General features: G+C 57.0%; 10 protein-coding genes. 8 read left to right on the forward strand and 2 right to left on the reverse strand.

Annotation, left to right across the window (positions count from 1 at the left end; genetic code table 11):
* Nucleotides 1–31 precede the first annotated feature (31 nt).
* On the forward strand, nucleotides 32–805 hold the full coding sequence (locus tag ACQ4W4_RS22540; RefSeq protein WP_436543844.1) for an L-asparaginase: 774 nt from the start codon (nucleotides 32–34) through the stop codon (nucleotides 803–805).
* Here the strand turns inward: ACQ4W4_RS22540 and ACQ4W4_RS22545 are convergent.
* Nucleotides 793–1806: a D-2-hydroxyacid dehydrogenase family protein gene (locus ACQ4W4_RS22545; RefSeq protein ID WP_436543845.1), complete on the reverse strand. Its 1014-nt coding sequence runs from the start codon at nucleotides 1804–1806 to the stop codon at nucleotides 793–795. The genes ACQ4W4_RS22540 and ACQ4W4_RS22545 overlap by 13 nt on opposite strands.
* A 357-nt stretch (nucleotides 1807–2163) precedes the next feature.
* Here ACQ4W4_RS22545 and ACQ4W4_RS22550 point away from each other — a divergent pair, with 357 nt between their 5' ends.
* A complete protein-coding gene (locus tag ACQ4W4_RS22550) occupies nucleotides 2164–4035 on the forward strand; it encodes a phosphoenolpyruvate carboxykinase (GTP) (protein WP_436543846.1) in 1872 nt (623 codons plus the stop codon).
* Between the two features lie 10 nt (nucleotides 4036–4045).
* Nucleotides 4046–4738, forward strand: a complete 693-nt coding sequence (locus tag ACQ4W4_RS22555) for a hypothetical protein (protein WP_436543847.1) — start codon at nucleotides 4046–4048, stop codon at nucleotides 4736–4738.
* A gap of 70 nt (nucleotides 4739–4808) precedes the next feature.
* Here ACQ4W4_RS22555 and uvrA read toward each other — a convergent pair whose 3' ends face one another.
* Nucleotides 4809–7658 (reverse strand): excinuclease ABC subunit UvrA, encoded by a 2850-nt coding sequence (uvrA, locus tag ACQ4W4_RS22560; RefSeq protein WP_436543848.1) that lies wholly within the window; start codon nucleotides 7656–7658, stop codon nucleotides 4809–4811.
* A gap of 381 nt (nucleotides 7659–8039) precedes the next feature.
* On the opposite strand from uvrA, the gene ssb reads away from it, so the two are divergent.
* From ssb to ACQ4W4_RS22585, 5 genes are all read left to right on the forward strand, one after another.
* Nucleotides 8040–8549 (forward strand): single-stranded DNA-binding protein, encoded by a 510-nt coding sequence (gene ssb, locus ACQ4W4_RS22565; protein ID WP_034781209.1) that lies wholly within the window; start codon nucleotides 8040–8042, stop codon nucleotides 8547–8549.
* A gap of 128 nt (nucleotides 8550–8677) precedes the next feature.
* A complete protein-coding gene (locus tag ACQ4W4_RS22570; protein WP_436543849.1) occupies nucleotides 8678–9895 on the forward strand; it encodes a tyrosine-type recombinase/integrase in 1218 nt (405 codons plus the stop codon).
* A complete protein-coding gene (locus ACQ4W4_RS22575; protein WP_436543850.1) occupies nucleotides 9892–11439 on the forward strand; it encodes a site-specific integrase in 1548 nt (515 codons plus the stop codon). The genes ACQ4W4_RS22570 and ACQ4W4_RS22575 overlap by 4 nt, the downstream gene beginning before the upstream one ends.
* Nucleotides 11432–13459: an integrase gene (locus tag ACQ4W4_RS22580; RefSeq protein ID WP_436543851.1), complete on the forward strand. Its 2028-nt coding sequence runs from the start codon at nucleotides 11432–11434 to the stop codon at nucleotides 13457–13459. The genes ACQ4W4_RS22575 and ACQ4W4_RS22580 overlap by 8 nt, the downstream gene beginning before the upstream one ends.
* A complete protein-coding gene (locus ACQ4W4_RS22585; RefSeq protein ID WP_436543852.1) occupies nucleotides 13446–13877 on the forward strand; it encodes a coiled-coil domain-containing protein in 432 nt (143 codons plus the stop codon). Before ACQ4W4_RS22580 ends, ACQ4W4_RS22585 begins: the two co-directional genes overlap by 14 nt.
* The last annotated feature ends 83 nt before the right edge of the window (nucleotides 13878–13960 follow it).

Raw genomic sequence — 13960 nt, forward strand, 5'->3', positions numbered from 1 at the left:
TTCTTTGCTTGCCAGCCACCCCCGACTCCGTATGAAAGCGCTCGCTCCCGGCACCGTCATTTTTCACCGCCACCGCGGTTACGGGGTGATCACGTCCGTCAATTTGCTGACGGGCTGGATCGCCGCCCGTTTCGGCAGCGAAGCGCGGACCCTGGACCTGAACCTGTCGACCGACGACGTGCAGTTCGCCGATGGCGAAGCGATCCTGTTTCGCCGCGCGCCGCCCGACCGCATGCCGCACGCGCGCCTGATGGCCATGGTGCGCGAACTGCACCAGGCCGGCTATCAGAAACTGTATCTGTATTCCTGGCCCAAGCCGTCCGGCCTGCACTGGCGCTGGCATTTGTTTACGGGGCCGCGCGACTGGATGCAACGGCCCTGGCGCGAAGGCTGGTACGGTTCGGGCGCCGACTACAACGTCAACCCCGTGATGGGCTGGGGAGACTCTCCCGGCGCCACCACGGGCGAGCTGATCGATGCGCTGGCCCGCTTCGATCCGCAAGGCCTGGCGCAGGCGCTGGGACGCGACGACGACCATAGCGAGTGGTTTGGCCGCGTCTGCGATGCCTTGTTGCCTGACTATATGTACAGCCTGGACATGCAGCGCGCGCCAGGCGAGCCCTTGCAAGACATGCCGCCCGTGCCGGTGGTGGCCGTGCGCGCCGGCGTGGCGCCGTACGGCGGGCCGGACATCGCCTGGCCGCCAGGCTGGTCCGGCCTGTGGCGCGGCCGGCACGTGCTGCCCGCGCCCGCCATCCGCATCACGGGCGAGCCGGACCTCCTCAAGGGCTTTCAGCGCTCCTGAGGGGCTTGGCGCGCATGTGCCAGCGTCTCGGGATTGAGCAGGCGCGTGCATTGACCTTGCGCAAAATCAACGATGTTTTGCAAGGCGTAGCGGAAATACAGTTCATAGCTGTCACGCTCGACGTAGCCCAGGTGGGGCGTGGCCAGCACGTTCGGCAGCAGCAGCAATGGCGAGCCTGGCGGCAGCGGCTCGTCCGTAAATACGTCGAGCGCGGCGGCGCCCGGGCGCCCCTGCGGCAGCGCCGCTTCCAGCGCGCCCTCCATCACCAGTTCGGCGCGGCTGGTGTTGACGAACAGCGACGTCGGTTTCATGCGCGCCAGGTCTTCGGCTGTGACCAGGCCGCGTGTCTTGTCGGACAGTCGCAGATGCAGGGTCAAGACGTCGGCCTGCTCGAAGAAGGCCTCGCGCGATGCCGCCGCCGTATCGCCGGCGGCCACGGCCGCTGCGCGGCTCGCTTCGCTGCCCCACACGAGGATGGTCATGCCGAAGGCGCGGCCATAGCCGGCGATCAATTGACCGATCTTGCCGTAGCCCCAGATCGCCAGGGTGCGCCCTTTCAATACCGTGCCGAGCGTATTGCGCTTTGGCTCCAGCGACGACGTCTGCCACAGCCCCTCCTGTAAATGTTGTGCGTACGGCACGATCTTGCGCTGTGCCGCCATGATCAGCGCCCACGTCAGTTCGGCCGGCGCCGTGGGCGAGCCGATGCCTTCCGCGATGGCGATGCCGAGTTCCGTGGCAGCCGCCACATCGATGTGTCCGCTGACCTTGCCCGTTTGCGAAATCAGTTTCAGATTCGGCAGTTTCGACAGCAAGGCACGATTGAAACTGCTGCGTTCGCGGATCAGCACCAGCGCGTCGAACGGCGCCAGGCGGATCGCCAGCTGGCCCAGGCCCCGCGCCGTATTGCTGAACACTTTGACCTCGTGTCCATCGAGCAATTTGAAACAGTCGAGGCCGCGCACGGCATCCTGGTAATCATCGAGTATGGCAATTTTCATGGTGGATGGCCGATTTTAGTAAGGATTTGGTAGGGAAATAACAGGATACGGGAAATGCTGAATAGCCTACTACATTAGTCAGGCTATTCTCCTACATTTTTGCGAGAATAGCCGTTATGCGGGTGTACAATCGCCGGCACTTTTGAAGCTTCGTGATTATAGTGATAGCGCAAACTGTTCCTGCAGCTCGGGAGCATGATCCAGGTAAATGCCGCTGGCCCGAACGCCGCGGCGGACACGACACCAGAGCCCTGCCCGCGTGAACACACCGCCCGCAGTGAGCCGCAGCCACCTCTCAACGATGCTGCCTGTCTTGCCGGAACGACCAGAATTTCTTTTATTGGTATTGGAGGTAATATGAATCAGCCTGTCATGGGTGGCGTCGCCGCACTCAACGTCCCAGCTTATATTAAACAACAGAAACTGATCAACTGGGTGGCCGACATTGCCGCGCTGACCAAGCCGGACCGCATCTACTGGTGCGACGGTTCGCAAGAAGAGTACGAGCGCCTGTGCGCCGACATGGTTGCCAGCGGCACCATGAAAAAACTCAATGCCGACAAGCGCCCGAATTCCTACCTGGCCTGCTCCGATCCGAGCGACGTGGCCCGCGTCGAAGACCGCACGTATATTTGCTCGGCAACGAAAGAAGCGGCCGGCCCGACGAATAACTGGACCGAGCCTGGCGAAATGCGCCACACCTTGAACGGCCTGTTCGATGGCTGCATGCGCGGCCGCACCATGTACGTCGTGCCATTCTCGATGGGCCCGCTGGGCTCGCCGATCGCCCACATCGGCGTGGAACTGTCCGATTCGCCGTATGTCGCCGTCAACATGAAGATCATGACCCGCATGGGCCGCGCCGTGTACGACGTGCTGGGCACCGATGGCGAGTTCGTGCCGTGCGTGCACAGCGTGGGCGCGCCGCTGGCTGCCGGTCAGCAAGACGTGAAATGGCCGTGCAACAGCACCAAATACATCGTGCACTTCCCGGAAACGCGTGAAATCTGGTCTTTCGGTTCCGGCTACGGCGGCAACGCCTTGCTGGGCAAGAAATGTTTCGCCCTGCGCATCGCCTCGAATATGGGCTACCAGGAAGCGCAAGCATCGGACAGCAACCCGGGCTGGCTGGCCGAACACATGCTGATCCTTGGCGTGGAGTCGCCGGAAGGCAAGAAGCATTACGTGGCGGCAGCGTTCCCGTCGGCGTGCGGCAAGACCAACTTCGCCATGCTGATCCCGCCGGCAAGTTTTAACGGCTGGAAAGTGACCACCATCGGCGACGATATCGCCTGGATCAAGCCGGGCGCCGATGGCCGTTTATATGCCATCAACCCGGAGGCGGGCTACTTCGGCGTGGCGCCGGGCACCAACGAAAAAACCAACTACAACTGCATGGCCTCCATGCGCGACAACACGATCTTCACCAACGTGGCGCTGACGGACGATGGCGACGTGTGGTGGGAAGGTTTGACCAAGGAAGCGCCAAGCCACCTGATCGACTGGCAAGGCAAGGACTGGACGCCAGCGTCCGGCACCAAGGCCGCGCATCCGAACGCGCGCTTCACGGTTGCCGCTACGCAAAACCCCGTGATCGACTCGGCCTGGGACGATCCGGCCGGCGTGCCGATCTCGGCCTTCATCTTCGGCGGCCGCCGCTCGACCACCGTGCCGCTGGTGACCGAAGCGCGCAACTGGGTCGAGGGCGTGTACATGGCCGCCACCATGGGTTCGGAAACGACGGCTGCGGCCGTGGGCCAGATGGGTGTCGTGCGCCGCGATCCATTTGCCATGTTGCCGTTTATCGGCTATAACATGAGCGATTACTTCCAGCACTGGCTGGACATGGGCGTCAAGGTGGGCAAGGTCAACCCGGCAGCCCTGCCGAAGATCTACTGCGTCAACTGGTTCCGCACGGACGAGGCAGGCAAATTCGTCTGGCCCGGCTTTGGCGACAACATGCGCGTACTGAAGTGGATGTTGGAGCGCATCGAGGGCAAGGCGGGCGGCGTGGAAAACCTGTTCGGCACGACGCCGCAGTATGGCGATCTGAACTGGGATGGCTTGCCATTCACGCAAGCACAGTTCGACACCATCACCTCGATCGACAAGGCCGCGTGGGTGGAAGAATTGAAATTGCATACGCAGTTGTTTGAAAAACTCGCGTATCATCTGCCGCAAGAATTGGCAGATCACAAGGCGGCGCTGGAAAAGCGTTTGGCTGAGTAAGCGTTTAGTAGTGGGGGAGAAACACGCCGGCAAAGACTGGCGTGCGATAAATGACACGCCGGCAATGACTGGGGTGCTATCAAAAGAGAAACGGCGCGGATTGCATGAGCAATCCGCGCCGTTTTTTATTGCCGGTATAATAATTGTCCCGTGGAAATTATTTCCTGTTATGCCTGCTCAAAAAATGAAAAAAACGATCATCATCAGCACCGTGGCCGCCTGCCTGCTCGGCAGCGGCGCTCATGCCGAGCACCGCCAGGATTGCGAGAACATCGAGTATGCCCGGCAGTATGGCGTCACGCTGGAAGCAGGGCTGAAGAGCAATGTCGAGCGCATGCGCCAGCAGCAGGCGCGCTATCACAAGACACTCGATGCCATGCTTGCAGAAATGAAGCAAGGCGGTATCTGGTCCGATGACGACGCCGGCCGTTTCTTCCAGACCGTGTGGACGGATGAGGAGGGCAAGGCCGTCGATACGCAGCGCCAGAAGGCTGGCGAACGCTACAAAGTCCAGGCGATGGCGGCGCAAGCCTGGAATGGCCAACGCGGCCAGTCGCCGGAAATGTTGCGGGGCATGTGCCTGCTTGGGCCGCGCCTGCTGGAAGACGGTACGGCGCTGTATGAGGCGCTTGAGTACTCCTGGGCCTACATGCAGACGAAACTGGAACGCGCTGCCAAAGCCAACAAGGTGAGCAAACCCTGACGTTTGCGCGGAAACAAAAAATGGCGCGAATTGTCTGGACAATCCGCGCCATTTTTTTAAGTGCTGCAGCTTATTGCTTCAGCAGCGGCCCCAGGTATTTCCCCGTCACGCTGGCCGGGTTGACGGCCACGTCTTCCGGCGTGCCCGTGGCAATGATCTGCCCGCCGCCGGCGCCGCCTTCGGGACCCAGGTCGACGATCCAGTCGGCCGTCTTGATGACGTCCAGGTTGTGCTCGATGATGACGAGGGTGTTGCCCTGGTCGCGCAGGCGGTGGATGACTTTCAGCAGCAAGTCGATGTCGTGGAAGTGCAAGCCCGTCGTCGGTTCATCGAGGATGTACAGGGTGCGGCCCGTGTCGCGCTTGGACAGTTCCAGCGACAATTTCACGCGCTGCGCCTCGCCGCCGGACAGGGTAGTGGCGCTCTGGCCCAGCTTGATGTAGCCCAGGCCCACGTCGAGCAGGGTTTGCAGCTTGCGTGCGATCAAGGGCACGGGCTTGAAGAATTCATGCGCCTCTTCCACCGTCATGCCCAGCACTTCCGTGATGTTCTTGCCCTTGTAATGCACTTCCAGCGTTTCGCGGTTGTAGCGCTTGCCGTGGCACACGTCGCACGGCACGTAGACGTCGGGCAGGAAGTGCATCTCGACCTTGATCACGCCGTCGCCCTGGCACGCCTCGCAGCGTCCGCCCTTCACGTTGAACGAGAAGCGGCCTGCGCTGTAGCCCCGTTCCTTGGCCGTCGGCACGGTGGAGAACAGGTCGCGGATCGGCGTAAACAAGCCCGTGTACGTGGCGGGATTCGAGCGCGGCGTGCGGCCGATCGGCGCCTGGTCGACGGAAATGACCTTGTCGAAGTGTTCCAGGCCGCTGATCGATTCGTGCGGCGCCGGTTCCGTCTGCGAACCGTACAAATGGCGCGACAGGGCCGGATATAAAGTATCGTTGACCAGCGACGATTTGCCTGAACCGGACACGCCCGTGACGCAGGTCATCAAGCCCACCGGCAAGCTCAGCGAGACTTTCTTCAGATTGTTGCCCGTCGCGCCGGTAATGACCAGCTGCTTTTCCGGATTGCTGGCGTGGCGCTTGGCGGGCACGGCGATTTTCAGCTTGCCGTTCAGATACTGCGCCGTCAGCGATTTCTTGTTCTTGAGAATGTCTTGCAGGGTGCCTTCGGCGATGATCTCGCCGCCGTGCACGCCCGCGCCGATGCCCATGTCGACGATGTAGTCGGCCGTGCGGATGGCGTCTTCATCATGCTCGACCACCAGCACGCTGTTGCCGATGTCGCGCAAGTGTTTCAAGGTTTCGATCAGGCGGTCATTATCGCGCTGATGCAAGCCGATCGACGGCTCATCGAGCACATACATGACGCCCGTCAAACCGGAGCCGATTTGCGACGCGAGGCGGATGCGTTGTGCTTCGCCGCCGGACAGCGTATCGGCGCTGCGGTCCAAGGACAGGTAGTCGAGACCGACGTTGTTGAGGAATTTCAGGCGCGAAATGATTTCCTTGACCACGCGGTCGGCGATCTCTTTCTTGGCGCCCGTCAGCTTCAGTTTTTCAAAGAATTCCAGCGTCTCGCGCAGCGGTTTTCCCGCCACCTCATAGATGGCGCGCTGCTGTTTGCCGGTGCCGACCTTGACGAAGCGCGCTTCCACGCGCAGGCGCGCGCCATCGCAGGACGGGCAGCATTTTTCATTGATGAACTTGGCCAATTCTTCCTTGACGGCCATCGAATCCGTCTCGCGGTAGCGGCGCTGCAAATTGTTGACCACGCCTTCGAACGTGTGTTCCTTGATGACGGTGCGGCCCCGTTCGTTGACATAGGTAAATGGAATCACTTGCTTGCCGGAACCGTACAACACGGCTTGCTGTGAATTCAAGTCCAGTTGCTCGAACGGCATGTCCAGGTCGAACTCGTAATACGCGGCCAAGTTCGACAGCATCTGGAAGTAAAACTGGTTGCGGCGGTCCCAGCCCTTGACGGCGCCCGACGCCAGCGACAGGTTCGGGAACGCGACGATGCGTTTCGGGTCAAAGAATTCAATGTGTCCCAGGCCGTCGCATTCGGGGCAGGCGCCCATGGGGTTGTTGAACGAGAACAGACGCGGTTCCAGTTCCTGCAGGGAATAACCACACACATTGCAGGCGAACTTGTTGGAGTACACGTGCTCCTGGGCGGTGTCCATTTCGTAGGCGATGGCGCGGCCATCGGCCAGGCGCAAGGCCGTTTCGAAACTTTCCGCCAGGCGCTGCTTGATCTCCTGGTTCACCTTGACCCGGTCGATGACGACGTCGATCGTGTGTTTTTCCGTTTTCTTTAATTTCGGGAGGTCATCGACTTCGTAGATCTTGGCCGCATGCGTGCCGCTCTGCACGCGGAAGCGCACGAAGCCCTGCGCCTGCATCTGCTCGAACAGATCCACGTGCTCGCCCTTGCGGTTGGCGACGACGGGCGCCAGTATCATCAGTTTGGTGTCTTCCGGCATGGCCAGCACGGCATCGACCATTTGCGATACGGACTGGGCGGCCAGTGCGTTTTCCGGATGGTCGGGGCAGTAGGGCGTGCCCACGCGCGCATACAGCAGGCGCAGATAATCGTGGATTTCCGTGACGGTGCCCACCGTCGAGCGCGGGTTGTGCGACGTTGCCTTCTGTTCGATGGAGATGGCCGGTGATAGGCCCTCGATCAGGTCGACGTCCGGCTTTTCCATCAATTGCAGAAACTGGCGCGCATACGCCGACAGCGACTCGACATAGCGGCGCTGGCCTTCCGCATACAAGGTGTCGAAGGCCAGCGACGACTTGCCGGAGCCGGACAAGCCGGTAATCACGATCAGCTTATTGCGCGGCAAATCGAGATTGATATTCTTGAGGTTATGCGTGCGAGCGCCGCGAATGCGGATCTGTTCCATGTGATTGCCTTGCTTTCAGTGAGTGGTGCGGCCGGCGCATTGTGCCTGGGTGCAGATGAGGAGCCACAACGGGTCAACCTGTAACTATAGCCGGGTTTTGCTCTGCATGCCTGAGGCGTCCATGGGCGGATTGCGCCGCCGGGCGAACGTGCCCTGACAAAGTTTGATGCAGATGCGTACTGACGTTTGAATACTGTATATAATACCAGTATTCAAGTTTCTTGTTTTCCTCTGCCGTGAAAAAAACGTGCCACCGCACGGGAGATGGCGTCCGCCAGAAAGCGGGTGCTTTGCGTCGCGTGGTCGCTTATAATCCTCGTTTAGTACACTAAACTAACGCGCGGGACACCGGCTCCCGCTGCAGTTCATCAGGAGTTATTCATGGCATCAGTCAACAAAGTCATCATCGTCGGCAATCTGGGCCGTGACCCGGAAATCCGCTACATGCCTAGCGGCGACGCGATCGCCAACATCGCCGTGGCCACTTCGTACAAATCGAAGGACCGCAACACGGGCGAACAAAAAGAATTGACAGAGTGGCACCGTATCTCGTTCTTTGGCCGCCTGGCGGAAATCGTCGGCCAATACCTGAAAAAAGGCTCGTCCGTCTACGTCGAAGGCCGTCTGCAAACCCGTAAATACACGGACAAGGACGGCGTCGAGAAGTACGCAACCGACATCATCGCGGAACAGATGCAAATGCTGGGCGGCCGTTCCGGCATGGGCGGCGACGCCGGCGGTGGCGATGACAGCTACGGCGGTGGCGGCGGCTACGAAGCCCCGGCCCCACGCCAGGCACCAGCCCCGCGTCCAGCTCCGGCCCCGGCCCCACGCCCGGCACCGAAGCCAGCACCGAACTTCTCTGATATGGATGACGATATTCCGTTCTAGGACCCAATAAGCCTCATTCGTAAACAACGTCCTGCAAGTCATTGATTTGCAGGACTTTTTTTCGTTTACAATTTTTCTCATTGAAAGGTATAATTTTTTATTACCTAGCTGAAGAAGTGTAAACGTAAATGAGCGAATATGCGGTGCGATTGGTTGCCTTCGGGGATGGTGAACGACTCCCGTTGCTTGTGAGTAGTTCTACTTTGCTTGGAGATTTTGAGGCTGCAGCCTTTGCGCTGCATTTGCGAGGACAGGCGCTGAAGACTAAGACCATCGACTCTGCAATCCGCGCGGTACAGCTCCTTTACGAAGTCCTTCACGAGAAGAAGGTCTCCCTCGTAGAGCGAGCTCGTGCTGGCGAGTTACTGAGGCAATCTGAGGTAGAGGCTATCTCCGACCGCTGTAAAACCCGGAAGGAAGCACTTGCGGACTCCTCAACGGGAGTCATTTCGCTGGCAGTTGCGCGGCGTCGGAAAGGGCGATTCACGCGTTCGAAAGTGGAGTCGGTCCGCTCCAAGACCGCTGTTATACGCTTGCATTACATCATTGTCTTTCTTAAGCACTTCGCGGGCCGCGCCCGGCTGCAAAACCTTCCCATCAAAAAATCTGAATTCAACCAAGCTACTGAACTTACGCTCAATGCGTTAAGGTTGAAAAAGCCTGTGGTTCCCAAAAAATCTGACCGAAAGGGCCTTCCCCAGGAAGCAGATGTACGGCTCTTTGAAGTCACCAATGTTGATTTTCCCGGTAACCCCTGGAAGAGCGAATTTGTCAGGCATCGCAATCAGCTAGTCGTGAAACTGCTGTACGGCTTGGGCATTCGTAAGGGCGAATTGCTTGGAGTGAAGCTGGAGGACATAAATCTGCGAAATGGCCTTATCTTCATTGCTAAGAGGACCGATGATGAAGATGACGACCGTGGGCGCCCGGCTACCACCAAAACTTTGTCCCGGGTGCTGCCTCTTAACGACGAGATGGTCCAGCTATTGCTGCACTATATACAACACGTCCGGCCGACCCGCCGATTGGCTGGGTACAACCCGTATCTAATTGTCTCAGATGAAGGAAACGAGTTGGCTTTAAATGGCATCGATTATCTATTTTCGTCTCTCCGCCGTGCGTTCCCTGAATTCGTTCAGCTATCTGCTCACGTCTTGCGCCACACTATCAATGACCGATTCGCGAAACTTTGTGAGGGGATGGAAGCGCCTTTGGTTCAGTTGATTCAAAACTATCTTATGGGTTGGGGAAAGGGTTCGCAAACCTCCCAAATTTATACGAAGGCTTATATCGAACAAAAAGCAAATGAAGTTCTGACGGCCTTGCAAGGGAAAGTGTACAAATGAACTTTCCGATGGCTACTGCCGCTCAGCGAAATTTCTTCGACACCGGGCTTCCCACGATCGTTCGTCTTCGTAGCGGCGCCACGTTTCATCCGGACCAAGAGCACTGGAAATTTGTTGATGGAATTTACACTGTCTATATGAATTTCTCGGATTTACCTGTACAGGTAACGCTGCTTATCCCTTACGTCAAGCAGGTTTTAATCAACTTTCTTGAAATCAATGCTCCGACATATGCGGTCAATATGTACAGAAGCTTTAGCCGATTGGCCGACGTGATAGAGCTGACTGCCATTGCCGAAGTTGGGCAAGTCACTGAAGCCCACATCCTGAATTTCGTTGCTCATCATCGAAATAGGCTCGGCATTGATACGCACTTGTCGGCTCTAGTTACGAGGTGGGATGACTTGGGATTGCCCGGGCTGTCGAAGGACGCCGTCAAGCTCCTTAAGAGTATGCGCAAGAAGGGCAACAAGAAGGGGCATGCTGTGTTAACGCAGGACCCAATCGAAGGACCATTTACGGAGCTTGAAATCCAGCAGCTCTCTCAAGCTTTGAACTTGGCTTACGCCAATGGTCGAATCGTGCCGAAATTCTATTTCTTGACGTGGCTAGCTATGCTGACTGGACAGCGAGTCTCCCAATATTGTGCCCTTAAGGTGTGTGACTTGGTGGTTAGAAAGGACAGTGACGGTACCGTTTCATATGAGGTCTCGATTCCGAAGGCGAAACAACGCGGCGCCGTTGTTCGTGATGATTTTTTGGTACGCCCGCTCCTTCGCCAGTTTGGCGATGAGCTCCTTGCTTATGCGCTCGAGGTACAAGCTAGCTATCCAGGACTCGGCGTGAACGCACCGATGTTTCCGACCGATATCGACTCTAGTTTGCTACAACTGGACAGTGATTTCGCCGAGCATTGGACCTCGACCAGCCTCGCGAGACACTTTAGAGAAGCCTTGACAGCAATCGCGCCAATAAGCCCTCGAACCTCAGAGCCAATGCACATGGTTATCGGTCGCTTCAGGGACACGCTGGGCACGCGGGCTGCTCAAGAGGGGTTCGGCGAGTTGGTTATCGCTGAGATTCTGGGTCACGTTGATACGCAAAACGTGAAGTGTTATGTAGCCGTTATACCGGAAATCGCAGAGCGGCTAGACAAAAAATTGGCAAAGGATTTGGCTCCTATCGCAAACGCTTTTGTCGGAACAGTTATAACCAAACTCTCTGATGCGACACGCTTCGAAGATTCCAGTAGTCAGATTATTGACTACAAGAATAGCGGTAAGGGTGTAGGCAACTGCGGCACAACTTATAACTGCCAATTCCATGCCCCTATCGCCTGCTATACCTGCCCTAAATTCGAAGCGTGGGTTGATGCCCCACACGGCGAACTCTATGAGCAGTTGACGAAAGAGCGAGAGGATATGCTCGAAATTGGCGGGGAGCGCATGGCGGCTGTGAATGATTTGACGATAATAGCTATCAAGAACGTCATGGATGAATGTGCGCGTATGAAGGCTGAGTTGGTAGGAGAAATCGATGAGTGATGTTCTTCTATTTAAATCTAAGGCCGAGTTGTCTGCCGAACATAACCTGGCGGCTTTCGAAAAGTACTGTCGTCACGAGCTTGTTCTTTTTGGGGTGGACTTGCAATTTGATGACGATGTCTGGGATATCACGGCTACGTACCCCACTAAGGGCTCTAACAAAAAGTCGCGCGCGATTTTCTCTAGTTACGACGCCGCGCGGTCTCGAAATGACATTCCGGCCATGTCGCTTGGATTTGTCGGCTTTGCGAAGTCCTATTTCCGCTACTCTTTGAGCCTCAAGGGAAGTACAACTTGGTCAAATCGGCTTGCCGCCCTGCGTGTCCTGGACCATGCTTTATGCATAGAAGGACTCAATGGTAAGGTAAATCACGCGACATACGATGTCTTCGTTGCCGCATGTCGAGTCATAAAGCGGGACTATCAGGCCATGACCGCGCCAAAGATTGCTGGGCAGCTTGAAAAAATAGGCGACTTCTTGCTCGAACAGGGCTTGTGTCAAATGAAGATGGCCTGGGTTAATCCGCTCAGAAGACCGATTGATACAGGTATACGAGTCGGTGCCGATGCAGACAAAGCAAGGGATGAGAAGCTTCCTTCCAAAGAGGCAATCGAAGCCTTAGCATTCATCTTTCAGACGCCAGCTTCGCTTGCGGAGCTGTTCGTGACCTCTGCCCTTGCTGTGATGTACTGTTTTCCACAGCGTATCAACGAAGTCGTAAGGCTGCCTTACGAGTGTGAGGTCGAATACGACAGTGAACAAAAGCCGCACTACGGCCTGCGGGAGTCTGGTTCCAAGGGATTTAACGACTCTGTGCGATGGATTTTGCCAACTATGGAGTCGGTTGCTCGTAGGGCTATCAAGAACATTAAAGAAGCCTCGAGCAAAGCTAGGCAGGCTGCTTTATGGTATGAGGCTCATCCGCACGAGATTTACCTGTTACCAGAGTGTGAATACCTGCGTGAAAAGCAATACGTCAACGAAGAAGAGGTTGGCTTAATGCTCTATGGTCGGCCGCGGCCTATGAGAAAGTTTTGCGTCAACGAAAAGGTCAAGCCCGTTATACCGAAGCACTATCTATTCAAGGACATTGAAAGGGTTGTGCTCGGGAAACTTCCCCAGGACATCTGCGAGCCTACAGCTGGACTGAAGTACAGCGATAGTCTGTTTATATGCTGCCGCTTTGACCTTGACGAGAAGCTGAATGCCTACTCGTGCATTATCGACAGAATTTCGCCTGGCGAAATCACATCGCGTTTGAGCAGCAGTGGTAGTGCGAACTCCATCTTCGAGCGGCGCGGTTTGAAAGAGCGTGACGGCACCGCCCTTGAGATGCGTTCGCATCAGGCCCGGCACTATCTTAATACTTTGGCTCAGTCTAACGGTGCTTCTCAGCTGGATATTGCAATGTGGTCCGGCCGCGCCGACCCCTCCCAGAACTCGGCGTATGACCACGTCTCCTCTGGTGAAATTCTTAGCAAGACTAGGGCAATCGCCGTCGCTGTGGGGGCGCAGTTATTTGCGGGCGTCACCGAGATACCGAAAATTCGTGTCGTAGCGCACCGCGACGATGCTACTGGAAAGCTGATAACGGGTACGGCTCATGCCACGCTGTACGGCATGTGCAGGCACGATTTCGCATCGTCCCCTTGCCCAATTCATCGAGATTGTCTGAACTGCCACGAGCACATCTGCGTTAAAGGCGCGCAGGTGAAGCTTGCAAATATCCGACGCCTGCGCGACGAAACCGAAGTCCTTCTTGCGCAGGCTGAGGCGGCCGAACAGCAGTCAAAGTACGGCGCGTCTCGGTGGGTTGTACATCATCGAAAGACTCTGGTCCACTGCGAGCAACTCGTATCGATATTGGAGAACCCAGCCATAGCCGATGGAGCGCTAGTTGCCCTTAGCGAAGTACGGTCGGCATCCCGATTTGAACAGGTCGCCTTCTTACGGCAGGAGAAGCTAGGCGAGCCGAAAAAGAACAAGCTGCTAGAGAGGTTGCGAAATGGCAAAAAGTAGAGCGAGGGTCATTGATGACGACGTCATCGAAGTGGTACATGAGATTCTTTCCGATTGGACCGGGAAGCTGACCTGGGACCTACTAATTGCCGCCATAAAGAAGGGTATCGGTGCTGAATACACTCGGCAGGCACTTGCCAACCATAAGAAAATCACTCAAGAGTTCAACCTTCGTAAGCGTTCGCTTCAGCTTGAGGCGGGCCGTCCCGTTCCAGCCGATAGTCGAGTTGAGGCTCTGCAGAAGAGGCTGGACGGACTTCAGGCAGAAAACGAACGTCTCAGTATTGAGTGCAACAACTATCGTGCTAAGTTTTTTGTATGGGTGCACAACGCAGGAAAGCACGGTCTGTCTGAAAAAAAGCTCAATGAGCCTCTGCCTCACTCTGTAGTGGTCAACCCATCCCGGACACTACGTTAAGTTTTTCTTCGGCGACGGCCGGTGCCAGTCCCTGGTTGAACTGATGTGGCCGTATCCAGTTATACCGGTGCATCAGGTAGTGG

Source organism: Janthinobacterium glycogeni (assembly GCF_051380725.1).
Lineage (GTDB): Bacteria > Pseudomonadota > Gammaproteobacteria > Burkholderiales > Burkholderiaceae_D > Janthinobacterium.